The sequence below is a fragment of the Halopolyspora algeriensis genome, assembly GCF_003337235.1.
GTDB lineage: Bacteria > Actinomycetota > Actinomycetes > Mycobacteriales > Pseudonocardiaceae > Haloactinomyces > Haloactinomyces algeriensis.
In genome coordinates this window covers 47,854-72,417 of record NZ_QPJC01000015.1, presented here as the reverse complement: position 1 = coordinate 72,417, position 24,564 = coordinate 47,854, and the positions used below count along the sequence as shown (strand labels likewise).

Sequence of the window (24,564 nt, the reverse complement as noted above, 5' to 3'; positions counted from 1 at the left end):
GGCTCGGCGGGTCCGCTCGGCACCGACCGGAGAGACTCGGACGATAGTTCGGCAGGCGGACACAGCGGTGTGCGTCCGCTGCTTCCCTGAGTCCGCCGTGCCGGTGTGGCCATGCCGGAGGTGCGGTGCCGGACCGGTGTCCGAGCGGCTAGCCTGCACGTATGCGTCGCGACGACAATCCCGAGTTCATCGAAGCGCTCGCCCGGGGACTCGATGTCCTGCGCTGCTTCGAGTCCGGCCGGCCGGCGATGTCGCTGTCCGAGGTCGCCGCCGCCGTGAACCTGGCCCGGCCCACCGCCCGACGCATCCTGATCACCCTGGAGCAGCTCGGCTACGTGCGCAGCAGTGACGAGGGATTTGCGCTCACCCCGAAGGTGCTCGAACTGGGCATGGCCTACATCGGCGCCACCGGCCTGTGGGAGATCGCCCGGCCGCACCTGCGCGACCTGGTCGCGAAGACGAACGAATCCTGTTCGATCGCCCAGCTCGACGGATCCGACATCGTCTACGTCGCCCGCGTGGCCGTGCCCAAGCTGGTGACCTTGGCCGTCACGATCGGCACCCGGTTCCCCGCCGCGCAGACGTCGCTGGGCAAGGTGCTGCTCGCGGCCCTGTCGCCGGCCGAGTTGGACCGCGTGCTGGCCGAGCCGAGCCGGTCCGGCCTCACCACGCGCTGGCAACCGGACCGCGCGGAGCTCGACAGTGCCCTGCGCGAGGTACGCGCCCAGGGATGGGCCGCCACCGACGAGCAGCTCGCCGCAGGCATCCGGTCGGTGGCCGCGCCGATCCGCGACGGGGACGGTCAGGTGGTCGCCTCGGTCAACGTCAACGCCCACGCTGCCGAAACCTCCATGGACACCCTCCTCGACCACCACCTGCCGCTGCTGCTGCGCACAGCCAGCGCCATCGGCGCCGACTGGGACGCCTACAACGCCCGCCCCCTCGAAGTCGTCCCCCCGCCGGCGTAAGGGCAGTACAGCACGCGGCGGATTCACCGAGCGCCGCGATGGCCGCATGCTCGAGGGCAACGGGCCATGCCCCCATGCGGTCCCGCACGTCGCGGGGCGGTGCGCAAGGGCAGGAGTCCCGTTGCCTGTTCCCGGCGACGTCACCACACGCATCCCTTCCGTTCTTCGATGATCGCGTGCTCTTGACCCGACGCCGGAGATCGACGATCGTATCTGTGTCCGATTGACGGACATTAGTCCGCATGGCGAAGAGGTATGCGATGAGCGTGGGATTGCTCCTGCTGCGACTGCTGCTCGCCGCCTTGCTGTTCGGGCACAGCACGCAGAAGCTGCTGGGCTGGTTCGGCGGCGCGGGACCTGCCGGTACGGCGGTCGTCTTCGAGCAGTGGGGCTTCGTCCCCGGCAGGCGACTGGTGCTGCTGGCCGGTGCGGCCGAGCTGCTCGGGGCGGTCTCCATCGCGGCCGGTCTGGTGACGCCCGCGGGTTGTGCGGTGGTCGTCGGCACGATGACCGTCGCCGCGGCCGCCACTGCGCCCAACGGCTTCTGGGCGCAGCAGGGTGGGTGCGAGGTGCCGTTCTGCTATGGCGCGCTCGCCGCGATTCTCGGCTTCAGCGGTCCGGGGATGTGGTCACTCGACGCCGCGCTCGGGCTGAGCAGCCTGTCCGGATACGCGCGGGGCATGGCGGCACTCGGTGTCGGACTGTTGGCCGCCGTCGTGCCCCTGACGGCCCGAGCCCGGGAGCTTCGGGCTCGGAGGAACAACCACAGCGAGGTGGCGAAATGAGCGCTGAGCAGCAGATCGACGACTTCACACCGGGGCGTCCGATCCTGTTTCGCAACGCGACGGTTCTGTCCATGGATGCGGCGATCGGCGTGCTCGACGGTGGCGACGTCCTCGTTCGAGGAGAGCGGATCGAGCGGGTGGGCCATCGGCTCGACGCCCCGGAAAGCGCGGTTGTCGTGGACGCGGCCGGGGGAATCCTGATGCCGGGCATGGTCGACACGCATCGGCACATGTGGCAGACCGCGCTGCGCGGCCTGGGTGCTGACTGGACGTTGTCGCAGTTCTTCGTCTTCTACTATTTGAACTGGGGCAAGATCTTCCGGCCCGAGGACATCTATGCGGGCAACCTGCTGGCCGGTATCGAAGCTCTCGATGCCGGTGTGACGACCACGGTGGACTGGTCGCACGGGCTGCAGACCCCCGAGCACGGCGATGCGGCGGTCGAGGCGCTGCGCACGGTGCCCGGCCGGTTCGTGCTGGCCTACGGCAATCTGCTCGGAGCGCCGTGGGAGTGGGCGAACTCGCCCGAATTCCGATCCTTCGTGGACCGCCACTTTGCCTCGCGGAACGACATGCTGGGGCTGCAGCTGGCCTTCGACGTGACCGGCGATGAACAGTTCCCGGAGAAAGCGGCTTTCGAAGCGGCACGCGAGCTCGATCTGCCGGTGACGACGCACGCCGGGGTCTGGGGCGCGACCGACGACAACGGGATCCGGCTGATGTGGGAGCACGGCTTCATGGATCCCAAGGTCACCTACGTCCACGCCGCCAGCCTGAGTCGGGATTCCTACCAGCGGATCGCCGCTTCCGGCGGTACGGCCTCGGTGTCCACGGAGAGCGAGCAGAGCGCGGGGCAGGGATACCCGCCCACCTGGCAGCTGCGTCGGCACGGCATCCCGGTGTCGCTGTCCATGGACACCAGTGTGTGGTGGAGCGCCGATCTCTTCTCCGCCATGCGCGCCACCTTGTCCGCCGATCGTTCCCGCGAGCATCTGGAGGCGCAGTCGGCGGGGGAGACCGTGGTGCACAACAAGCTCCGGGCGCGGGACGTCGTGGAGTGGGCGACGATCGGCGGTGCCCGGGCACTCGGACTCGACGACTCGATCGGCTCGGTGACCCCGGGCAAGAAGGCGGACCTGGTGCTCGTCAAGAACGACCGGTCACCGGTCATGTTCCCGATGCTGCACCCCTACGGGCACGTTGCGTTCCAGGCCGGCCGCGGGGATGTGCACACCGTGCTGGTCAACGGCTCTGTGGTGAAGTTCCGGCACGAGCTGGCCGCCACCGATCTCGATCGGGCGCGGACGGCGGTCGCGGCCACCGCCGAGTACGCCCGCACGGAAATGGGCGAGGACGCCTGGCAGCAGAGCCTGGAGCCGGAGATCGCCGAGACCGAGCTGATTCCGAACCCCTACACCTACAGCGACTACCGGGGAGACGGAGTCGCCATCCAGCAGGCGGAGGCGTAGCGGTGCCGGTGGGTGTCACCACCCACCGGCGATTCGGGCATCGCCGGCCTGCTGGGAGGCCGCGCCGCGCGTGCCTCGGTCGTTCGGTTCGGGTCGGCTGCTCGGTTGCCGCATCCGGACGGGCGGTGCGCCGTCCCCACGATAACGAACAGTTGTCCGTTCTACGGACAGAGAGAGGGGATACCGGATGAGTGCGAGTGCCGGCCCGGAGAGGCCGGGTGGTCGTGGACCGCTCGAGGGGGTTCTGGTCGCGGACTTCTCCAGGATTCTGGCTGGTCCCTACGCGACGATGCTGCTGGCGGACATGGGTGCCGAGGTCGTGAAGGTGGAGGGGCCCAAGGGAGACGACACGCGGACCTGGATGCCGCCGGTGCGCGACGAGGTGTCGACCTACTACCTCGGGATCAACCGCGGAAAGCGGTCGATCGCGCTGGATCTGCACGACGAGGCCGACGTCGAGACGGCCCGGGAACTGGCCCACCGCGCCGATGTGCTGATCGAGAACTTCAAGCCCGGCGGGCTCGGCAAGTACGGGCTGGACTTCGAATCCGTGCGCGCGAACAACCCGGGCATCCTCTACACCTCGATCAGCGGTTTCGGTTCGGGCGCGGGTCGGGATGTGCCCGGCTACGATCTGATGGTTCAGGCGATCTCGGGATTGATGAGCCTCACCGGCGATCCGGACGGTCCGGCGTTCCGGGCGGGGATCTCGGTGTTCGACGTGATGGCGGGCAACCACGCCGCGATCGGCATCCTGGCCGCGCTGCGGCACCGGGACGCCACCGGCCAGGGCCAGCACATCGAGGTGAACCTGCTGTCCTCGGCACTGACCGGGCTGGTCAACCACAGCTCCGCCTACGCCGCCGGCGGCACGGTGCCCTACCGGATGGGCAACGCCCACCCGAGCGTGTTCCCGTACGAACCGCTGCCCACCGCGGACAACGACCTGATCGTCACCGCGGCCAACGACGGCCAGTTTCGCAAGCTCTGCGACGTTCTCGGCATCCCCGAGATCGCGGATGATCCGCGTTTCGCCCGCAACGCCGACCGCACCGAGCGCCGCGAGGAGCTGCGCCCGATCCTCGTCGAGCAGCTCACCAAGCGGGGTGCGCTCGAGTGGTTCGAGCTGCTCGTCGAGGCCGGTGTCCCCAGTGGACCGATCAACACCATCGACGGCGGGTTCGCGATGGCCGAGCGTTTCGAGCTCGACCCGATCGTCGAGGTCGGCGAGGGCGACCGGGCGGTGCCGACCACCCGGCACCCGATCCACTTCTCCGAAACCCCGGCGAGCTACCGCCTGCCCCCGCCCGAACTCGACGAGCACGGCGCCGAACTGCGCGAATGGCTGAGCACCTCGAAGGAGGACACGTGAGCGAGCAGGCGAAGAACCCGGAGTATCCGACGGCGCTGGGCGCGTCGTCACCGACGACGATCACGCTGCTCGGTCACGACCTGGCCGAGGACGTGATGGGCACGGTCTCCTTCGGTGAGCTCGCGTTCTGGTTGGCCACCCAGCGTCGCCCCGGTCCGGGGGAGACGCGGGTGTTCGAGGCGGTGCTCGCCGCGCTGGCCGACCACGGTTTCACCCCGACGGCGATCACCGCCCGGCTGACCTACCTGTCCGCGCCGGACTCCCTCCAGGGCGCGCTCGCGGCCGGGCTGTTGGGGGGTGGTTCGCGGTTCCTCGGTGTCACGGAGGACTGCGGCCGGTTCCTGCACGAGGTGTTGGACGGCATCGAGGGGGAATGGCCCACCGACGACGCCGGCTGGGACGAGCTCGCCCTGGCGACCGTGCAAACCCGTCGGAAGGCGGGCACGTTCATCCCCGGGCTCGGTCACCACGTGCACAAGGAGGGTGATCCCCGCACGCCGCGGCTGCTGCGGATCGCCGCCGAGGAGGACCGGTTCGGGCCACATCTGTCGCTGTTCGCGGCGATCGGTCGGGTGCACCCGCAGGTGCTGGGCAAGACGCTGCCGCTGAACGGCGCCGGGGTGTGCGGCGCGGCGCTGGCCGACCTCGACCTGCCGCTGGAGCTGCTGCGCGGATTCGCCCTGCTCGCCCGCACCGCCGGACTGATCGGTCAGCTCTCCGAGGAGCTGCGTCATCCGGTGGGCAACGAGATCTTCCTGTCGGTGGACCGCAACAACCGGTCCGTCGCGCCCGATCCGTACCCGTCCGATGCCGACGCCGACGGAGGTCGTCATGGCTGAACTGGTCGCGGTGATCGCGTCCACCCACCACCCTTTCTACTACCGCGCCAGCACCGCCACCGGCGAGGACCGCCCGCCGTTCGCCGACGAGTGGGTACGCAAGATCGAGTCGTTCCGCGAGACGCTCACCCGTGCCAACCCCGATGTGCTGGTCATGGTCGGCTCGGACCACTTCCACCAGCTGTGGTTCGACAACATGCCGCAGTTCCTGGTCGGCAAGGCGCCGTTCTACGACGCGAACTTCTACAACGAGCAGCGCGAGTTCGGACTGCCCACGATGCTGCTCACCGGCCAGGAGGACCTGTCGGCCTACGTGCTGCGGGAAGGCATGGATGCCGGGTTCGACCTGGCGTACTCCAACGAGCTGCGGATCGACCACTCGATCACCTGCCCGATCATCACCCTGCGTCCGCAGAACGACCTGCCGATCGTGCCGATCTACACCAACATCTTCGCCCCGCCGCTGCCGCAACCCACACGGTTCGTCCAATTGGGACGCACGATCCGGCAGCTCATCGAGTCCTGGCCGTCGAACCAGCGGGTCGCGGTGATCGGCACCGGACACCTGTCGCTGGAGCTCGGCGGACCGCGGCAATTCGGTCCGCACGGACCGGATCCGGAGTTCGACCACAAGGCCGTGCGTTGGATCGCCGACGGCGACATCGAGGGATGCCTCGGCGAGGTCAGCCTGGAAAGCCTGCACCTGCCCGGCAACGCCACCCACGGCTTCATGGACTTCATGCTCATGATGGGTGTGGCGGGCGAAGGCGAGAAAGCCGACTACGTCGACACCTACGACCTGTTCCACACCATGGAGGCCTACTTCACCTGGTATCCGAACGGAGGTCTGCGGTGAGCAAGTACCTGCTGAACAAGTTCCTCTACACCATCGACCGCGATCCGGATCTCGTCGAACGCTACCGCGAGGACCCGAGGGGCACCGTCGCATGGTGGGAGCGCGAACAGGCCGGGCGCATCCTCAACTGCATCGACGGCGAGTCGAGCACCTGGCTGCGCTTCGACGACGCCGAGCGCGAGGCACTGGCCACCCACGACTACCCGGCACTGTTCGACATGGGCGCGCACCCCTTCCTCACGCTGACGCTGTTCATCGGTCTGTTCGAGCGTGACTACGAGCCGATGGGGTTCCAAACCGAGTACGCCCGGCGCCTGTCCCACGTCACGATGCCGTACCCCGACATCACCACCTGAAGCCGCGGGGCGCCGGCCCCGGTCGTCCGATCCGAGGAGTGCTCATGCCGTCGTTGCCGTTGCTGCCGACGTCGCTGGTGGGAAGCTATGCCCAACCCGATTGGCTGATCGACCGTTCGAAGCTGGCCGACCGCTTCCCGCCGCGGGTTCGGGCGAAGGAGCTGTGGCGCGTCGCGCCCGAGTTCCTCGCCCAGGCCCAGGACGACGCCACACTGCTGGCGATTCGGGCGCAGGAGGAGGCGGGGCTGGACATCCTCACCGACGGGGAGATCCGCCGGGAGAGCTACTCCAACCATGTCGCCACCGCGCTCGGCGGCGTCGACATCGACACCCCCGGCACCGCGTTGGACCGCAGTGGGCACCCCAACCCGGTCCCGCGGATCGCCGGTCCGATCCGCCGTCCGCACCCGATCCAGGTCGACGACGTGCGATTCCTGCGGGAGCACACCGACCGGACGATCAAGATGACGGTGCCGGGGCCGTTCACGATGTCCCAGCAGGCGCAGAACGACCACTACGCCGATGCCGAGTCGGCAGCGATGGCCTACGCCGAGGTGGTCAACGCCGAGATCGCCGACCTGTTCGCGGCAGGTGCGGACGTGGTGCAAATCGACGAGCCGTACATGCAGGCTCGTCCGGACGCCGCCCGCGCCTACGGTCCGGCCGCGCTGAACGCCGCGCTGGCCGGTATCACCGGCACCACCGCGGTGCACATCTGTTTCGGTTACGCCGCGATCATTCACGAACGTCCGGAGGGCTACTCGTTCCTGCCCGAACTCGCGGGCTGCTCGGTCGACCAGATCTCCATCGAGACCGCGCAGTCGGGTCTGGACCTCGGCGTGTTGGCCGACCTCACCGACAAGACGATCCTGCTCGGGGCCATCGATCTGTCCACACCGGAGGTGGAGACTCCGGAGCTCGTGGCCGAGCGCACCCGCCGGGCTTTCGAGTGGATCCCGCCCGAGCAGATCGTCATCGCCACCGACTGCGGGATGAAGTACCTGCCGCGCCGTTCCGCCGAGGGCAAGATGCGCGCCATGGCCGGCGCGGCACGCCTGCTTCGTGAGGAGTTGGCCGAAGCATGACGGCCCTGTGGGCACCTACCCCTTCCTGACGCTGAACGCTGTTCATCGGGGTGTTCGAGCGCGGCCACGAGTCGATGGGGCCGGGTGTCGCTCCCGGAACCGGGCAGCCCGGAGGGTCGCTTACAGCTCGCGCTCGTAGTAGAGCATTTGCGTCTCGGGGTGTCCCTGTCTTTCGAGGTTGGTGAATCCGAGACTTTCGTACAGTCCGCGCGCTGCCGTGTCGCTGGCTGCGGTGCCCAGCTCCACCGTGGTCGCTCCGCGTGCGCGGGCCAGGTTCAGCGCGGTTTCCATCAGCATTCGCCCGTGGCCCTGCCCGCGGCGGTCGGGCACGACGTAGAGCTCCTCCACGTAGCAGGTCGGTGCACCGGTGAGGAGGTATTCGCGGAACCGCAGCTGTGCCACGCCGACGTGGGAGGGCCCGGCCAGCACGAAGACGCTGAGATCACCGGTGATGTGCTCGCGGACGCGGGGTTCCAGGACCTTCGTGCCCGGAGTGTACTCGTCGAACTCCGCTTGGAAGCGATCCAGCAGAGCGGCGACCTCCTCGGCGTCGGCGCGCCGCGCGATCCGACTCTGCTCGGGTGATGCGGTCATGGGTGCTGAGAGTACGCCTGCATCACGGGGGTGTTGGTTTTCCGGTTGCTACGGCCGGCCGCACAGCAGTGAGGGCGCGTGATCGTCATCGCTTGTTGAGGCCTAAGGTGTGCTCATGTATCTGGAGAACGTGGTTGTCGACGCCGTCGAGCCGCAGCGGCTGGGCCGGTTCTGGGAGGCGGTGGTCGGTGGTGAGCGGCTCACCGACGAGCCTGACATCGTCGAGACCCGGCTCACCGTCGAGGGCGGGCCGGTGCTGGACTTGTGCTTCCCGGGGGTTGCTTCCGAGTCGCCCTCCGAGCCGCCGCGGCTGCACCTCGACCTCCTCGGCGGGGCCGACCAGGCCGGCGAGGTCGACCGGCTGCTCGGGCTGGGCGCACGACACGTCGACATCGGCCAGGGCGATGTGCCCTGGGTGGTGCTCGCCGATCCGGAGGGCAATCCCTGCTGCGTGCTGGAGCACCGGGCAGCCTACGGCGACACCGGCCCGATCGCGGCGTTCCCACTCGCTTCCGCCGACCCGGACCGCGACGGGGAGTTCTGGTCCTGGCTGACCGGCTGGACTGACGCGCCCGGGATCGCGCCCCGAACGTTGCGCCACCCGTCGCTGCGAGGTCCCCTGCTCGAGCTGCGCCCTGAGCCGGCCCCCAAGGGCGCGGCCAAGAACCGGCTGCACCTCGACATCCGGCTCGAGACCGGCGACGATCCCGACGAGGTCGCGGCAGGCATCGCCGAGCGCGGCGGCCGCGAGCTCCACCCCGACTGGGGCGAGCTGCCGTGGCGGGTCCACACCGATCCGTCGGGCAACGAGTTGTGCGTGCTGCCGGCCCGGTCGTAGGGGCACGGTCATCCACGTTCAACAGTCTCCGGTCGGGTTTCTCAGTGAACACCGGTGGCAGTCGCATTTGAGCTATGGCTGGGCCCTTGCTTGGTCTCCGCCGTCGGCTGGTGTGGCCCATTCCATGCGCGGACCGTCGTGCAGGGCGGCGTAGATCCGGTCGCGGAGGGCATTGGCCTGGTGATCGGTCAGGGTGCTGTCGACGGGGCGGAGTATCACCCGGACAAGCAGGTTCGCCTGTCCGGGCTGAGTGCCGAGGCGCTCTTGGGCCGGCGTGGGGAGTTGTTCATGGGCAGTCACCGCCCGGACCGTGAGGCTTTCGAGAGTATCGGCGTCGGCGCCGAGGGCGGCGCGGGCGCGGTCGCCGAGCAGTTCGGCGTCGGTGGTGGTCTCGGCCACGATCGAGAGGTCTCGTCGCACGGGCGGCATCATCGAGACGGGTCGCCACGGCATCAGGTCGAGCATCTGGGCGGCGATGCGGGGGTCCTGGGCGCGGAGCAGCCGAATGTCGGGGATCTGTTTGCGCAGCATGAGTGCCCGGTCCAGGCCCGTGCCCAAGGCGAGGCCCGTCCAGCGGTTCGGGTCGAGCCCGGCACGGGCCAGGACGTGGTCGGCGGCGAGCCCGCACTCGGCGAGTTCGACCCACTCGCCGTCGGCCTCGACGTCGACTTGGCGGCCATGCTCGGTGTAGGGGTGTTCGGCGGGTTCGGTGCGCCAGCGCGCTCCCGGAATGGTCGCCTCGACCAGGGTCGCGATCATGTCGTGGAGGTCGGTCCGGGTCATGGGCCGGGCGCGGGTAATGCGCCACAGGTCGAGTTGGTGTGGGGTGCCGACGTGCAGGCGGTCGATGACGTCGCGGCGGTAGGTCAGCCCGGGCAGTACCAGCAGTACGTCAGCCGGTGGGTGTTGTTCACCGGCGAGGTCGCGCAGCGCCGGGGGGACGCCGGCCGAGGTGTGGCTGCGCAGCATCGTGGTGTCGCTGGTGTAGCGGGTGTAGCGGCGGTCGCGGGTGACGGCCGCGGGTTCGTAGCCGAGCCGGTCGTAGTTGTCTTCGATGCTGACCAGCGGGCGTGAACGCAGTGTGCGGGTCGGGATGGCCCACTGGTTGCTGAGCTGCTCGACGATGTTCGTCAGCAAGGCCTGCATGGCATGATCGCCGCTGGCCGGATCGGTGAGATCGTCGACCAGCAGGCAGGCAGCGATCTCGCTCGGTTCGAGCTGGGACGTGGTCATCACGAGGTCCTTCACGGGTGGCGGTGGACGGAAGAAGGCGAACCCCCGGCCACTGCCGCGTGTGGACCGTCAGACGAGCACGATCAAGCCCACGCGACCGCAACGCGGCCGGGGGCTGGGAAATCGCAGCTCGTGAATGATCACGGTGAAGAGACTAATCCATGTCTGGAGAGCTCGGCCAGCCAGACCCGTACCGCAACGGGATCGGTCAGCGATCGCACATCTGGGCACGCGCTGGTCATCGTGGTTGTCTGGCGTGATGCACCTTGAGCAATTGGCTCTGATCGTCGACGACTACGACGACGCGATCCGGTTCTTCGTCGACGTGCTCGAGTTCGAGCTCGTTGAGGATTCGCCGTCCTTGACCAACGACGGCCGCGAAAAGAGGTGGGTCGTCGTGCGACCGCCTGGCGCCACGACGGCACTACTGCTTGCACGAGCTGACGGTGAGCGGCAGGAGCGAGTCGTAGGCGATCAGTTCGCGGCTCGGGTAGGTCTGTTCCTGCGCGTCGACGACTTTCAGGCGTCCTACGATCGGATGCGCGCAGCCGGGGTCGAGTTTGTCACTGAGCCACGCCAGGAGCCGTACGGCCAGGTTGCGGTCTTCATTGACGTCGCAGGCAACCGCTGGGACTTGCTGGGCCCGCGGCCGTCTCAGTGACCGCTCCGCTTGCGGACGCGTGTCCTGGCGGCCTGACACGCCAGAAGAGGGTGTCGCGGACTCGCAGCGGCCGATATTCGGTGGGGCCGAGCTGGGCGAGTTCGACTTCGATGTCGACGTCAATACGTGTTCGTTGCGGGTCCGGCCTGCTCCTGTTCGGGCATGTGCGAGAGGCTGGCGGGGTGAATTCGGCGCGCACGTACGACATCGGTCTTGTCCCGGGTGATGGGGTCGGCCCGGAGGTGGTGGACAGTGCTGTCGCGGTGTTGCGAGCAGCGGCGGCGGGATCGTTCGAACTGCGGTTGACCACCGAGGATGCCGGTGCCAACACCTACCGCCGCACGGGCACTGCCATGGACGAGGACACGGTGAGCCGGATCCGTAGCCGATACGACGGTGTGCTCAAAGGGCCGGTCGGGTTGCCCGAGGTGCGCCATCCCGACGGTACCGAGGCCGGGGTGCTCGGCGGGATCCTGCGCAGTGGCCTGGACGCGTATGCCAACGTCCGGCCGGTGCGGGGACTGCCCGGTGCTGGTTCCCCGTTGCGCGACGGTGCGGCCGGGATCGACTACGTCATCGTGCGGGAGAACACCGAGGGACTGTACCTCTCGCGCGGCCTCGGTGTCGGCAACGATCGGGCCGTCAGTGACCAGCTGATGATGACCCGGCAGGGCATCGAGCGCATCGTGCGGTTCGCGTTCGAGCTGGCACGGCAGCGCGGTGGTGCTCCTGCTGACGGCGTCCGGCGCGTGACGTGTGTGGACAAGAGCAATGTGCTGCGCAGCTATGCGTTCTTCCGGTCGGTGTTCGACGAGGTCGCCGCCGAGTATCCCGATGTGGAGCGGGATTACCGTTACGCCGATGCCGCCGGCCATGACCTGATCACCGAACCCGGGCATTTCGACGTGCTGGTGATGGAGAACTTCCTGGGCGACGTCCTCAGTGACGTCGCGGCGGCCACCGTGGGTGGGTTGGGCATGTGCCCGGCGGGCAATGTCGGCCGGGCAGCGGCCTATTTCGAGCCGGTCCACGGCAGCGCCCCCGACTTGGCGGGCACGGACCGGGCCAACCCGGCCGCGCAGATCCTGGCCGCGGCCCTGATGGCCGAGCATCTCGGTGAGCACCGGGCCGCGGCGCGGATGCGGGCCGCGGTGGAGTCGGCCTTCGCCGACGAGGCGATCCGGCTGCTGCCGTCCGGCGCTGTGGAGGGCGGTCTGCGGGCAGCCACCCGGGCCGTTGTGGATCGGATCGGTGCGTGATCCTCAGCTGCGGGTGACGGTGTAGCGTGCCGGGACCTCACCGCCGCCGTGTACCGCGATGTCGGCCCCGGTGACGTAGGAGGCCAGGTCGGAGGCGAGGTAGAGGCAGGTGTTGGCGACGTCGGTGGGAGTGGCCATGCGGAGCATCGGGATCAGCGATGCGACCGCTTCGCCGCCGTCCTCGCCGTAACCGGCTGCCGCCGCCTCGGTGCGAACCAGGCCGGTGGTGATGTGGTTGACGCGGACCTGGGGAGCCCATTCCAGCGCGAGTGCTTTGCTGAACATCAGCAGCCCCGCCTTGGCCGCCGAGTAGGCGGCGGTGCCCGGCTGCGGATCGTGCGCGGAGACACTGCCGATGTTGATCACCACGCCACCGGCCGGTTGTTGCTGCATCCGCGCGTTGGCGGCCTGGGCCACGTAGAACGGCGCCAACAGGTTCAGAGCCACGATCTTGTCCACGAACCGGGGGGAGACGGTCGCCGAGTCGGCATCCGGGGAACCGCCCGCGTTGTTCACCGCCACATCCAGGCGACCGAAGCGTTCGGCAACCGTTTCCACCACGCGCGCGGCCTGGTCCGCCTCGCGCACATCGGCGGCGAGGAACACCGCACTGCGATCTGCGGCGGATGGGAGTTGCTCCGGCTCGTTGCGGCCGCACACCGCGACCTCCGCGCCTGCGGCCAGGAAGGCTTCCGCGATCGTGTGGCCGATGCCCTTGGTTCCGCCGGTCACCAGGACCACGCGTCCCGTGAGATCCGAAGGTGTGCTGCTCATGATGGTTCCTTTGGGTGACGGTCGCGGTCGAGTGCGGGCCGCTCGGCCGGGCACCGGTGCGCCTCTTCCGCAGCGCTCGGCGAGTGGTCTTTTCCACACATACCAAGCAAGTGCTTGGCAGGCAAGCCTACGCGTGATGTCCGTTGTCGAGCAGGGCTGCGGTTCTCCGGCCCTGCAGGTACGTGCCAAGACCGGACACCACGTCTCCTCGCCGTTCGATTCCGCGTGGAGCACGCCACCTCGTAGTGGCCGTACAAATACGATACGGCCTGCGACGTAGACCTTCGAGTGATCGACGAGCTCCGTACCTGCGGAATCATCTGAGAACGGGAGCAATACCAGTGAGCATTGTGGATATTCTCGACTCCGACGAGCGGCTTGCCGTGGAGACGGTGCGCGATTTCGTCGATGCCGAGGTCAAGCCGGTGGTGCGTGAGCTGGAGCACGCCAACACCTATCCCGAGGCGCTGATCGAGCAGATGAAGAACCTGGGGATTTTCGGGCTGGCCATTCCCGAGGAGTACGGCGGCACGCCGGTGTCGACGCCCTGCTACGTGCTGATCACCGAGGAGCTCGCCCGTGGCTGGATGAGTCTGGCCGGGGCCATGGGCGGGCACACCGTGGTGGCGAAACTGCTGGGGCACTTCGGCACCGAGCAGCAAAAACGTCACTATCTGCCGCGCATGGCCACCGGCGAGGTCCGGGCCACGATGGCGTTGACCGAACCCGGCGGTGGCTCCGACCTGCAGGCCATGACCACCCAGGCCCGCCGCGAGGATGACGAGTACGTGGTCACCGGCACCAAGACCTGGATCACCAACTCGCGGCGCTCACAGCTGATCGCGCTGCTGTGCAAAACCGACCCGCAGGCCACCCCCGCCCACCAGGGCATGTCCATCCTGCTGGCCGAGCACGGCCCCGGCCTGAGCGTCTCCCGCGATCTGGACAAGCTGGGCTACAAGGGCGTGGAAAGCTGCGAGCTGTCCTTCACCGACTACCGCGCACCGGTGAGCGCACTGCTCGGCGAGCAGGAAGGCGCCGGCTTCGCCCAGATGATGAAGGGACTGGAAACCGGCCGCATCCAGGTCGCCTCCCGCGCGCTGGGCGTGGGCCGGGCGGCGCTGGAGGACGCTCTGGACTACGCCCAGCAGCGCGAAAGCTTCGGCAAACCCCTCTGGAAGCACCAGTCGGTCGGCAACTACCTCGCCGACATGGCCACCCAGCTCACCGCCGCCCGACAACTGACCCTGCACGCCGCCCGCGAGGCCGACGCCGGCCGCCGGGTGGACATGGAAGCCGGCATGGCCAAGCTGCACGCCTCCGAGACCGCCATGGACATCGCGCTCAACGCCGTGCGCATCCACGGCGGCCACGGCTACTCCACCGAGTTCGACGTCGAACGCTACCTCCGGGACGCACCCCTGATGATCGTCGGCGAAGGCACCAACGAAATCCAACGCAACGTCATCGCCTCCCAACTCGTCACCCGCGGCGGACTCGACACCTGAGTCGGCACGGGTTGCAGTGGCAGACGGATCAGCCGGCCTCCTGCAACGACCGTGCGCGGTCACATGGCACGGAGGACCGACAGTGGCAGTTCCACGGCCTCGAGTTCTGCAGGGCAGAACCGTGAACATTTGGTAGACACCTGTCTAGTGTTCGTGGCAGGCTCAGCGCAACCGACTCGCGATGGTCGTCGACGACCGTCGCTCGACGAGGAGCGCGCATGCAGTTTCAGGACAAGGTTGCTTTCGTGACGGGTGCGGCGTCCGGTATGGGCCTGGCCACCGCCCGGCGACTCGCCGACCAGGGCGCCACCGTCTACGGCGCCGACCTCTCCGATGAGGCACTGGCACAGGATTTCGCCCAGCTCCCCCGAGCCCATCCCTTGCCGCTCGACATCGCCGACGCCGATGCCGTGCGCGCGGCGTTCGCCGAGGTCGACGCCGAGCAGAATCGTCTTGACGTGCTCGTCAACGCCGCCGGCGTCAACGCGCCCAATCAGGCCGCACTGGAGGAGCTCAACACCGCCAACTACGAGGGGTTCCTCGCCGCTCAGCGCGGCGAGTCCTACCACCCGGAGTTCTTCGAAAAGATCTCCGACGAGGACTTCGACCGCACCATGCGGATCAATCTCTACGGCTGCTTCTACACGATCCGCTCCGCCGTGCCGCTGCTGAAGAAAAACGATGGCGGAGCCATCGTCAACTTCTCCAGTGCCGCAGCCCTGATGTCGGTGGCGATGCCCGCCTACTACCCGGCCTCCAAGGCGGCGATCCTCGGGCTGACGCGGGAAGCCGCCACCGAACTGGCCCCCTTCAACATCCGGGTGAACGCGCTGGCGCCCGGTGCGGTCGACACCCCGCTGTTCCGGCAGAACGACCCGGAATTCAGCGACTTCCTGGTGGGGCTGCAGCCCATCAAGCGCCCCGCCACGCCCGAGGAAGTCGCGAGCACGGTGGTGTTCTTGGTCGGCGACGAGGGCGCCTACTACACGGGCCAGACCTTCTCGCCCTCCGGTGGATTGGTCATGCAGTAGACCATCCCGGCACCGACCCACCCGTTTCCCCACACCCGGAGAGGCAGCCATGGCAGCAGACGTCGACAGCAAGGCACTGGCACGGCTCACCGCCGAAATCGACGACGACATCGAACGCGGCGACTACGACGGCGTCACCGTCATCCTGGCCCGCCACGGCGAGGTCGTCCTGCGGGAGACACTCGGCTGTGCCGAGCGCGCCACGCAGCGTCCACTGCAGCCCGACGACATTTTCCGCGTGCTGTCGCTGAGCAAAGCGTTCACCAACGCGCTGATCCATCAGGCGCTCGGGGAGGGCAAGCTGGCGCTGTCGACCCGCGTGGTCGAGATCGTCCCGGAATTTCTCGGTGACGATCCGTTCCGGACACTGCGCAAGGATCGGATCAACGTCGGACACCTGCTCACGCACCGCTCCGGAATGCCGGCCACCCCCAACCCCGGCCTGCCGCCGGAGAAGTTCGGCACCCTCGCCGACGTCATCGCCGCCCTCGGCGGCATCGACGTCGTCAACGAACCGGGCACCAACCTCAACTACAGCCCGTCCATCAACCACGCCCTGCTCGGCGAGATGGTGCGCCGCGTCTACGGCTACGACTCCTTCCGCAACCTGGCCCACGATCGTCTGTTCGGCCCTCTGGGCATGACCCGCACCCGTTTCGGAGCGCCGAGCGCGTGGGCCGACAAGCTCGTGCCGCTCAAGGCATATCTGCAGCAGGGCGGATTCCTCGGTCCGGACGACATCGAATGCCTCAACACCTGCATCACCGAGGACGCCGAGCTGCCGTGGGTGGGAGCGGTCAGCACCGCCGACGACGTGTTCACCTTCGCCGAGATGCTCCGCCGCCGCGGCGAGCACAATGGTGAGCAGCTCATCGCCCCGGCCGTGCTCGATGTGGCCACCACCGTGCAGACCGGGGACATGCCCAACGATCTCTACGCCTCGATCGCGGCGATGCGCGGCTGGGAAACCCCGCCCGGCAACTTCGGCCTGGGTTTCTCCCTGAGCGGCACCGGCACGCACCCCTCCTTCTTCGGCCCCTTCACCAGCCCTCGCACGCACGGCAACTATGGGGCCGGATCCTCGCTGTTCTGGGTGGATCCCGAGCGGGACATGACGCTGGTGTTTCTGTCCGCGGGCGTGATGGACGAGGGCGACAACGTCGCCCGGTTCCAGAAGATCTCCACCATGGCCGCCGCGGCCGCGCTGTGAACGTCCGGCCCCATCACCCGCAGGAAGTGACGATGACATCGCAGCCGATCACCGGCCGCTGCCCCGTCGCGCACGGCTTCGACGCGATGAGCGACGACTACTACCGGGATCCGGCCTCCCACATCGCCGAAGCCCGCGAGGAACACCCGGTCTTCTTCTACCCCTACCTGGGCGCCTGGATCGTCACCCGGCGCGAGGACGCCGAAACGGTGCTCGGTGACTGGCAGGCCTTCTCCAGCGCGGCCAACAGCGCCACCATCGACGTGCCGGAGCGCTACCGCGAGATCATGCCGCCCGAGCTCATCTCGCAGATGCTGGTCGGTTCCGACCCGCCCAGCCACACGGTGCACCGGTCGGTGGCCCAGCGGGGCTTCACCAAGGACCGGATGCAGGCTCTGCAGCCGGAGATCGAGGCGCGCGCCCACCGCATCATCGACAAGTTCGAAACCCGCGGTGCGGGTGAGCTCGTGCAGGACTTCTGCCTCGAGCTCACCACCCAGACGATCATGGCGCATCTCGGGTTGAGCTACCGCGACGATCCCCTGATGCGCCAACTGCGCGACGACTTCTTCCGCGTGCTCGCCAGCGCGCAGGAACCACTCGAAGAACCCGAGCGCAGCCAGGTCTGGGACCGGTTCATCGAGGCCAACCTGCATCTGCGCGCCATCGTCGACGAGCGCCGGGACAACCCGGGCACCGACCTCATCTCCGACATGGCTTCGGTGCGCGACACCGACGGCGCCCCGGCGTTGAGCACCGCGCAGATCACCCTGCATCTGGCGGAGTTCGCCGCGGCGGGCACGGACACCACCGCGCAGGCGATGGCCAACGCCGTGCTCTTCCTCGACGCCAATCCCGGCGCGCTCGCCGAGGCCCTCGCCGATCCGGATCTGTGGCCGCGGGTGTTCGAGGAAACCGTGCGCCGCAGGCCGTCGTCGACGTTCGCCTCCCGTCAGACCCAGCGCGATGTGGAACTCGGCGGGGTGCACATCCGGCAAGGCGAGATGATCTGGATCGCCCTGGCCGGAGCCAACACCGACCCCGCGTGGGCCGAGGACCCGTTCGCCTTCGACATTCACCGTCCCGACCCGGAGGGGCACCTGTCCTTCACCCAGGGGCGGCACACGTGCCTCGGGCAGTCCCTGGCCCGGGTGCAGGGCGCCACCGGGCTGCAGGTGCTCTTCGATCGGCTGCCCTCGCTGCGGCCCCAGCCGGACTTCGAGCTGGACTTCGTGCGCATGGCCCTGCTGCCGGTACGCCGCAGCCTGCCGGTAACCTGGGATCCGGCCGATGCCGAACGGCAGCGTCATCGCGTGATGCGCCGGCGCACCCTCGAGGTCGTCGAGCGCCGCACCGAGTCCGACGGAGTCGTGTCGTTGACGCTGGCCCATCCCGACGGGGACCCGCTTCCACAGTGGAGCCCCGGCGCACACGTCGACGTGCACACCCCGGAAGGCCCGGTGCGGCAGTACTCGCTGAGTTCCGCACCGGAACGCACGGACCGCTGGCGCATCGGTGTGCTGCGCGAATCCGACAGCCGCGGTGGTTCCCGCTCCCTGCACGAGGCCGCCATCGAGGGGGCGACACTCACGGTCGGCTGGCCGCGCAACAACTTCCCGCTGCGCGAGGCCTCCCGGTACCTGTTCGTCGCCGGTGGCATCGGCATCACCCCGATCCTGCCCATGATCGAACAGGCCGAGGCCTCCGGCGCCGACTGGCAGTTGCTCTACGGCGGGCGCTGCCGCTCCTCGATGGCGTTCCTCGGCGAACTCGCCCGCTACGGCGACCGCGTCGTGGTACGTCCGGAGGACGAGTACGGGCTGCTCGACCTGGACGGGTGGTTCGGCCAACCGGCCGAGGACACGCTGTTGTACTGCTGCGGTCCGGAACCGCTGTTGCAGGCCGCCGAACGCGCCTCGGCGCACTGGCCCACGGGCGCGCTGCACATCGAGCGGTTCTCCCCGAAGACGATCGTGCGTAGCGAACCGGACGAGGAATTCGAGGTCGAATTCACCGAGTCCGGCGTCACCGCCACGGTCCCGGCGGGGCGCACGATCCTCGAGGTGGCCGAACAAGCGGGGGTGACCACTCTGTCGTCCTGCAAGGAGGGCACCTGCGGCACCTGCGAGACACCGATCCGGGACGGGCGCGCCGACCACCGCGACTCGATCCTGACCGGTACCGAGCAGCAGGCCAACACCTCGATGATGATCTGCGTGTCCCGCGCGGAGAAGGGATGCCCGAAGTTGACGCTCGAGCGGTGACGGTTCTGCTCGCTCTGCTCAGCGTTGCTCCGGTGGGGTGTTGAGCAGAGCGAGCCAGTTCTCGGCCAGTGCGCGCTGCACCTCGCCGTAGAACTCGTCGTGCCCGCGCAGCAGCAGGAAGTAGTAGGTCCGGTCCAGAGCCATCATCGTGATCAGCACGTGGGCCAGCGCCCGGCTGCGTTCCTCCCCGAATCGCGCCCGGACGTTGCCCATCGCCTTCGCGGCCCGTCGCAGCATGCCGAACCACTCGTCGGCCACCGCCGGTTCGTGGGCCAGGGCCTGCTGGATGGCGGCGAAGTCCACGCTGTAGGCACGCCAGAACTCGGCGTGCTGCTCGAGCCAGGCGATGACGTCGTCGACCTCGGCGCCGACCAGCTCGTCGAGCGAGCGGTACGCGGCGATGATCTCCGGCTCGATGGTGTGCATGATGTCGGTGACGAGCTCGGCTTTGGACTTGAAGTGCAGGTAGAACGTCGCGCGGCTCACCCCGGCGGAGCGGGCGATGGCCTCGGCGCCGGCGCCGGTGTAGCCCAGTTCGCCGAACAGCGTGCGAGCCGAGGCCACGAGACGCTCCCGCGTCTCCTGCCGCCGGCGCTCGTGCGCCGTGCCCTGCCGGCCCAACGGACCTCCTCGTCTCGATCCCCACAGGACAACTTACCGAAGCCGCATCGGCGCGGGCCGACATCCCCGCGGGCGCCGAGGTCGTCGGGCCCGGCCGAGGCAGCGGAGAGGTGCGGTGCGCTCAAGATGCCAGTGCTCGCTGCTGCAGCGGCCCCGTACGCAGCAACTCCTGCAGGACCACCTGCCCGTCGAGGGTGAGTGCGGACTCCGGGTGGAACTGCACGCCCGCGATGGCGGGTCCGCGCAGGGCGAGCACGTCACCGCTGCCTGTTTCCCGGCACAGCTCGATGCCGTGCTCGCGGAGTGCGGTGGTGGTTGCTGCGTCGGCGTGTGCGGTGAAGGAGTTGTAGAAGCCGACCGTGGTGCGGCGACCGAAGACGTCGATCTCCTTCTGCACTCCCTGATGCGGCCGTGGCTTGCGGGACACGGGCAGGCCGAGGTGCCGGGCGAGGAGCTGGTGGCCGAGGCAGACACCGAGCAACGGCCTGTCCTGGCGCAGCAGCGACCGTGCCAGCTCGTGCAGCTTGTGCATGCGCGGATCGGTGACGTCGTTGGGATCGCCCGGTCCCGGGCCGAGAACGACCAGGTCGCCGGAGTCGTCGAGCAGCCCGTCCAGCGCGGCGTCGTCGTACCGGTAAACCTGGGGGCGCAGCCCTGTGGAGTGCAGCAGCTGCGCGAGCATGGCGGTGAAGCTGTCACCGGTGTCGATGATCAGTGCCCTGCCGGGCATCGCGGGGAACGCGGTGGCCGCGTCGCGCGGTTGCAGCCAGAACGGGGACAGGTGGCGGCGCCGCTCTGCCAGCAGGGCCGCAACCCGGGGATCGTCGCGCAACGTTGGCCGCGAGGTGCTGCCTCGGTCGTGCCGGCCGGCTGCCGGGGTGCCTGCGCCGAGCGCGGTCAGCACCCCGGCGGCCTTGGTCCAGGTCTCGGCGACCTCGCAGCTCGGGTCCGAATCGCGCACCAGGGTCGCCCCGACGGGGATGCGCAGGTGGCCGTCGGGGGCGATGTCGGCGGCGCGGATGAGGATCGGGGAGTCCAGCTGCCGGTCACCGTGGGAATCGCGGGAGAACAGTGCCAGCGCCCCCGCGTAGTAGCCGCGTCCCGAGTGCTCGTGGCGTTGGATCACCCGGCACGCGTTCTCCAGGGGGCTGCCGGTGACGGTCGCGGCGAACATCGTCTCGCGCAGCACGTCGCGGGCATCCTGGCTCGTCCGGCCACGGATCTCGAACTCCGTGTGCGCCAGGTGCGCCATCTCCCGCAGGTACGGGCCGTGCACTTGGCCACCCCGGTCACCGACCGCGGACATCATCTTCAGCTCTTCGTCGAGCACCATGGACAGCTCGCCGATTTCCTTGGAGTCCCGCAGGAAGTGGAGCAGACCGTCGATGTCCGGCCCGGACTTCGGATACCGGTACGTGCCGCTGATCGGGTTCATGAGCACATCGCCGGAATCCATGCGCACGTGCGTCTCGGGGCTGGCTCCCACGAGAGTGCGTCCGGTGTGGCCGTTCGCGGAACCGGTGTGGACCACGAACGTCCAGTAGGCACCGCGTTCGCCGGTGAGCAGTTGCCGGAGCAGCGCCAGCGCGGTGGCCGACGTGTGGTCGTCGAGCCGTGCGGTGTAGTCGCGGCGGATCACGAAGTTGGCGCCCTCGCCCGAGGCGATCTCGTCGTGCACGATCTGCTCGACGATCGACTCGTAGGTGTCGTCGTCGAGGTCGAAGCCGCCGTCGTGCAGTGCTACTGCTCGTTGCGGCAGCGCCGCGAGCAGTTCCTCGCGCGGAACCCGGTGGCTTTCCGCCACGCGCAGCACCTGCAGTTCGGTCGCGTCGTCGTGGCAGTCGAACCCGCGTTCGCGGATCTGGCGGAACGGGACGAGGGCGAGCGCGTCGTGAGTGCCGTGGCCGGTGGGGGCGCCGTGCGGGAGGGGGATGTCGGTGGTGTGCTCAACCGTTTCCATGTCGCCGATCAGCACTTCGGCATCGCCGAGCTGTCCGGTTTCGGGGCTCCAGCGACACAGCACCGCGAACGCCGGGCAAGCAACACCGCTGAGGCGGGCGATCAACTCGGTAGCCGAGGGCTTTTCGTGGTCGGTGCTCATGCTGGCTTCCTCACAGGAGTGATCGGTAAGAAAGCCGCCCGACCGAGAGCCACCGTCGATGGCCGTCCCCCGTCGGGGCGGCCATCGGATTGCAGGTCAGAGACGTGAGCAGGTGGCCGCCGTCAGCGGCCACCACCACGCGCAGCTCGAGACCCCGATGGCGGGGACGTCGAAAGCCGGACGTGTCTGCATGTCGGCGACCGTATCACGGCGCGAGACCTCCGGGTGGGCCGACAACGGTCGGATACGCCACAAGGAAGGGAGCCGGGAAATCGTCGTGTGGGCTCTGTCAGGCATCTGCCCGGGTGTTTCGGTAGGCGGTCAATCCACCGTCGACACGCAGGTCGATCCCGTTGACCCACTCGGCTTCGTCGCGGGTCAGGAAAACGATGACGCGGGCGATGTCCTCCGACTCGCCGAATCGCCCCAGCAGTTCGCCCGCCCCTTCGACCTTGTCCACCCCGTGGTCGCGTTTGAAGTCGTCGAGGATCGGCGTGGCCACGGGGCCGGGGCTCACCGAGTTCACCCGGATGCGACGAGGTAGCCCTTCCGCGGCGAAGTGCTCGGTGAGCAGCCGTACGCATTCCTTGGAGAAACGGTAGGAGTCGTCGATGGTCTCTTCGCCGGAGGCGACCGCGTCCAGGGCGGCTTCGGGATCGTCGGCCAGGGCGAACCGCCGTAGCGTGTCGATGTTGCGCTGCCATCCCTCGGCAACGACGGAGGAGAGGTTGACGACGACCCCGCCTTCGACGACGAGCGGCAGCAGCGCACGTGTGAGTTCCCGGAGCCCGACGACATTGACACCGAGAACCGTGCGCCAGGGAGCTGTGCCGGGAACGCCGGCGATGTTGGTCAGGCCGGAAATTCCTTTGGGTGCGGCGTCGCGGACCTGAGCGGCAGCGGCATGGGCACCGTCCGGCGTGGAGAGATCCGCCTGGATGAAAGTCCCCGGGAAGGCCGTTGCCACCGTGCGATCGACACCGATCAGCCGGTGCCCGGCCTCGGTGAGCAGTCGACAGGTGGCCGCGCCGATACCGGAGGCCGCACCCGTCACCACCATGGGAAGGTTCTTGTCGCTCATCACTGCTCTGGCCGCTCCCTTCGTCTCCGCTCCGGGCTCGGGTGAGGTGCCGGTCGCGTTCCCGCTCGCCGATCACCGCCCAGCCCAGCCGAGCTCCATGCTCCATTCGGAGGTGACCGGTGGGCAGCAAAGTTTCCAATGGTTGGAAAGAGCGTCTGTGGCCGAGGCCGGCTTGCCCGAGGCTGGTGAGCACGTGCTGCGCGGACCGCTCTGTAGTGCCTCGAAGGGGGATGAGATGACCCAGGACACCTACGAGGTGCACGACCCGGCCACTCTCGAGGTGGTCGGCCGGGCACCTGTCCACGGTGATCAGGACGTGCGGGAGGCCATTGCCGCGGCGCAGGGAGCTGCCCGCGCATGGGCGGCGGATCGGGAAGCCCGCCGATCCGCTCTCCGCGAGTGTGCCGCGCTCATCCGGGAGAACGAGACCGAACTCGGGCACCTGATGTCCCGGGAACAGGGCAAGGTGCTCGCCGAGGCCGTGGCGGAGTTCCGGGTCGGGGCCGGACTCATGGACTACTTCGCGGACCTGGCCTGGGACGAGGTGGAAAAGCTCCCCGATCGTGCCGATCGGGCGCTGGAGGTCCATTACCGCCCGGTCGGCGTCGTCGGCGCCATCGTCCCGTGGAACTTCCCGATCTCCCTGCTGTGCGTCAAACTGGCCCCCGCGCTCACGGCCGGCTGCACTGTCATCGCGAAACCGTCCCCGTCGACGCCGCTGTCCACCATCGCGCTGATCGACCTCATGAACCGGGCGCTGCCTGCGGGGGTGCTGCAGTACCGGACAGGACCCGGACGTGAGGTCAACGTCGCCCTGAGCACGCTGCCGGGTGTTCGCAAGATCTCGTTCACCGGCTCCACGGAGGTCGGCACCTCGATCGCCGCCCAGGCGGCCGCGACCGTCAAGCGGGTCACTCTGGAATTGGGAGGCAACGACCCGGCCCTGGTGCTCGACGATGCCGATATCGAGACCACCGCCCACGGCATCGCCGGTTCTGCATTCCGCAACGCCGGCCAGGTCTGCATGGCCGTCAAGCAGGTCTTCGTCCCCCGGAACAGGCAGTCCGAGCTGGTCGAAGCGCTCTCCGAGGCGGTCTCGCACCATGTGCTCGGCCACGGTGTCGAGTCCGGCACCACGATGGGTCCTTTGCACAACGAGGCGCAGCGCGACCTCGTTCAGGGGCTCGTCGATCAGGCCGTTGCGGCCGGAGCCCGCATCGCCGCGGGCGGAGGCCGGGGATGCGGGCTGCCGGGACATTTCATGGAACCCACGGTTGTCACCGACGCCCGGATCGGCATGGATCTCGTCGACCGGGAACAGTTCGGCAATGCGCTGCCCGTCGTCGCCTACGACTCCCTCGAGGACACGATCGACGGTCTCAATGCCCACGGTTTCGGACTCGGTGCCTCGGTCTGGTCCGCCGACCTGGAGCGAGCGCACGCGGCGGCGGTGAACATCGAAGCAGGCACGGTCTGGATCAACCAGCACACCCAGGTGGAGCCCGATGCTCCCTTCGGCGGTTGGAAATCTTCCGGCCTCGGTCGCGAGCGTGGCCGCTGGGGCCTGGAGGAATACCTCGAATTGCGCACCGTCAACACCCGCCCGCACACCCCGAAGACCTAAGCCCCGGCTGCTCGTGCGCCGTCGATTCGAGAGGA

General features: G+C 68.6%; 22 protein-coding genes. 16 read left to right on the top strand and 6 right to left on the bottom strand.

What is annotated here, in order from left to right; genetic code table 11:
- The first annotated feature begins 161 nt into the window (after nt 1–161).
- The 8 genes from DFQ14_RS19090 to DFQ14_RS19055 all read left to right on the top strand — a co-directional run bounded on the left by DFQ14_RS19090 (nt 162) and on the right by DFQ14_RS19055 (nt 7,730).
- Nucleotides 162–968: an IclR family transcriptional regulator domain-containing protein gene (locus DFQ14_RS19090; protein ID WP_114454699.1), complete on the top strand. Its 807-nt coding sequence runs from the start codon at nt 162–164 to the stop codon at nt 966–968.
- Nucleotides 969–1,210: 242 nt separating this feature from the next.
- Nucleotides 1,211–1,753 carry a DoxX family protein gene (locus DFQ14_RS19085; protein WP_246195640.1) on the top strand — a complete coding sequence of 181 codons (543 nt, stop codon included), beginning with the start codon at nt 1,211–1,213 and terminating at the stop codon, nt 1,751–1,753.
- The gene (locus tag DFQ14_RS19080; protein WP_114454697.1) at nt 1,750–3,222 is read left to right on the top strand and encodes an amidohydrolase family protein; all 1,473 of its coding nucleotides are present in this window, start codon (nt 1,750–1,752) and stop codon (nt 3,220–3,222) included. The genes DFQ14_RS19085 and DFQ14_RS19080 overlap by 4 nt, the downstream gene beginning before the upstream one ends.
- A gap of 187 nt (nt 3,223–3,409) precedes the next feature.
- Nucleotides 3,410–4,594 carry a CaiB/BaiF CoA transferase family protein gene (locus tag DFQ14_RS19075; protein WP_114454696.1) on the top strand — a complete coding sequence of 395 codons (1,185 nt, stop codon included), beginning with the start codon at nt 3,410–3,412 and terminating at the stop codon, nt 4,592–4,594.
- Complete coding sequence (locus DFQ14_RS19070) at nt 4,564–5,433, top strand: citryl-CoA lyase (RefSeq protein WP_114454695.1); 870 nt, start codon at nt 4,564–4,566, stop codon at nt 5,431–5,433. Before DFQ14_RS19075 ends, DFQ14_RS19070 begins: the two co-directional genes overlap by 31 nt.
- The gene (locus DFQ14_RS19065) at nt 5,426–6,289 is read left to right on the top strand and encodes a DODA-type extradiol aromatic ring-opening family dioxygenase (protein ID WP_114454694.1); all 864 of its coding nucleotides are present in this window, start codon (nt 5,426–5,428) and stop codon (nt 6,287–6,289) included. The genes DFQ14_RS19070 and DFQ14_RS19065 overlap by 8 nt, the downstream gene beginning before the upstream one ends.
- The gene (locus DFQ14_RS19060; protein ID WP_114454693.1) at nt 6,286–6,645 is read left to right on the top strand and encodes a hypothetical protein; all 360 of its coding nucleotides are present in this window, start codon (nt 6,286–6,288) and stop codon (nt 6,643–6,645) included. The genes DFQ14_RS19065 and DFQ14_RS19060 overlap by 4 nt, the downstream gene beginning before the upstream one ends.
- A gap of 44 nt (nt 6,646–6,689) precedes the next feature.
- Nucleotides 6,690–7,730 carry a uroporphyrinogen decarboxylase family protein gene (locus tag DFQ14_RS19055; RefSeq protein WP_114454692.1) on the top strand — a complete coding sequence of 347 codons (1,041 nt, stop codon included), beginning with the start codon at nt 6,690–6,692 and terminating at the stop codon, nt 7,728–7,730.
- A 120-nt stretch (nt 7,731–7,850) separates the two neighbouring features.
- On the opposite strand, the gene DFQ14_RS19050 is transcribed toward DFQ14_RS19055, so the two are convergent.
- Nucleotides 7,851–8,324, bottom strand: a complete 474-nt coding sequence (locus tag DFQ14_RS19050) for a GNAT family N-acetyltransferase (protein WP_114454691.1) — start codon at nt 8,322–8,324, stop codon at nt 7,851–7,853.
- 115 nt (nt 8,325–8,439) lie between these two features.
- Between DFQ14_RS19050 and DFQ14_RS19045 the strand changes: the two genes are divergently transcribed.
- The gene (locus DFQ14_RS19045) at nt 8,440–9,162 is read left to right on the top strand and encodes a VOC family protein (protein ID WP_114454690.1); all 723 of its coding nucleotides are present in this window, start codon (nt 8,440–8,442) and stop codon (nt 9,160–9,162) included.
- 72 nt (nt 9,163–9,234) lie between these two features.
- Here DFQ14_RS19045 and srmL read toward each other — a convergent pair whose 3' ends face one another.
- Complete coding sequence (gene srmL, locus DFQ14_RS19040) at nt 9,235–10,395, bottom strand: PheS-related mystery ligase SrmL (RefSeq protein ID WP_114454689.1); 1,161 nt, start codon at nt 10,393–10,395, stop codon at nt 9,235–9,237.
- Nucleotides 10,396–10,654: 259 nt separating this feature from the next.
- Here srmL and DFQ14_RS19035 point away from each other — a divergent pair, with 259 nt between their 5' ends.
- Together DFQ14_RS19035 and DFQ14_RS19030 are read left to right on the top strand one after the other, a co-directional pair.
- Entirely contained in the window at nt 10,655–11,056 is a 402-nt protein-coding gene (locus DFQ14_RS19035; protein ID WP_114454737.1) for a VOC family protein, read from the top strand.
- A 182-nt stretch (nt 11,057–11,238) separates the two neighbouring features.
- Nucleotides 11,239–12,315 carry an isocitrate/isopropylmalate dehydrogenase family protein gene (locus DFQ14_RS19030; RefSeq protein WP_246195642.1) on the top strand — a complete coding sequence of 359 codons (1,077 nt, stop codon included), beginning with the start codon at nt 11,239–11,241 and terminating at the stop codon, nt 12,313–12,315.
- A 3-nt stretch (nt 12,316–12,318) separates the two neighbouring features.
- Here the strand turns inward: DFQ14_RS19030 and DFQ14_RS19025 are convergent, their stop codons facing one another.
- Nucleotides 12,319–13,089, bottom strand: a complete 771-nt coding sequence (locus tag DFQ14_RS19025) for an SDR family oxidoreductase (RefSeq protein WP_114454687.1) — start codon at nt 13,087–13,089, stop codon at nt 12,319–12,321.
- A 341-nt stretch (nt 13,090–13,430) separates the two neighbouring features.
- Between DFQ14_RS19025 and DFQ14_RS19020 the strand changes: the two genes are divergently transcribed.
- The 4 genes from DFQ14_RS19020 to DFQ14_RS19005 all read left to right on the top strand — a co-directional run bounded on the left by DFQ14_RS19020 (nt 13,431) and on the right by DFQ14_RS19005 (nt 19,102).
- The gene (locus tag DFQ14_RS19020) at nt 13,431–14,597 is read left to right on the top strand and encodes an acyl-CoA dehydrogenase family protein (RefSeq protein WP_114454686.1); all 1,167 of its coding nucleotides are present in this window, start codon (nt 13,431–13,433) and stop codon (nt 14,595–14,597) included.
- A 218-nt stretch (nt 14,598–14,815) separates the two neighbouring features.
- Nucleotides 14,816–15,628 (top strand): SDR family NAD(P)-dependent oxidoreductase, encoded by an 813-nt coding sequence (locus tag DFQ14_RS19015; RefSeq protein ID WP_114454685.1) that lies wholly within the window; start codon nt 14,816–14,818, stop codon nt 15,626–15,628.
- 49 nt (nt 15,629–15,677) lie between these two features.
- Entirely contained in the window at nt 15,678–16,838 is a 1,161-nt protein-coding gene (locus DFQ14_RS19010; protein ID WP_114454684.1) for a serine hydrolase domain-containing protein, read from the top strand.
- A gap of 32 nt (nt 16,839–16,870) precedes the next feature.
- Nucleotides 16,871–19,102: a cytochrome P450 gene (locus DFQ14_RS19005; protein ID WP_114454683.1), complete on the top strand. Its 2,232-nt coding sequence runs from the start codon at nt 16,871–16,873 to the stop codon at nt 19,100–19,102.
- A gap of 18 nt (nt 19,103–19,120) precedes the next feature.
- Here DFQ14_RS19005 and DFQ14_RS19000 read toward each other — a convergent pair whose 3' ends face one another.
- From DFQ14_RS19000 to DFQ14_RS18990, 3 genes are all read right to left on the bottom strand, one after another.
- Nucleotides 19,121–19,723 (bottom strand): TetR/AcrR family transcriptional regulator, encoded by a 603-nt coding sequence (locus DFQ14_RS19000; RefSeq protein WP_158546725.1) that lies wholly within the window; start codon nt 19,721–19,723, stop codon nt 19,121–19,123.
- 121 nt (nt 19,724–19,844) lie between these two features.
- Entirely contained in the window at nt 19,845–21,824 is a 1,980-nt protein-coding gene (locus DFQ14_RS18995) for an anthranilate synthase family protein (RefSeq protein WP_114454681.1), read from the bottom strand.
- Nucleotides 21,825–22,113: 289 nt separating this feature from the next.
- On the bottom strand, nt 22,114–22,905 hold the full coding sequence (locus DFQ14_RS18990) for an SDR family oxidoreductase (RefSeq protein WP_114454680.1): 792 nt from the start codon (nt 22,903–22,905) through the stop codon (nt 22,114–22,116).
- A 235-nt stretch (nt 22,906–23,140) separates the two neighbouring features.
- Here DFQ14_RS18990 and DFQ14_RS18985 point away from each other — a divergent pair, with 235 nt between their 5' ends.
- A complete protein-coding gene (locus DFQ14_RS18985) occupies nt 23,141–24,529 on the top strand; it encodes an aldehyde dehydrogenase family protein (RefSeq protein ID WP_114454736.1) in 1,389 nt (462 codons plus the stop codon).
- Nucleotides 24,530–24,564 lie beyond the last annotated feature (35 nt).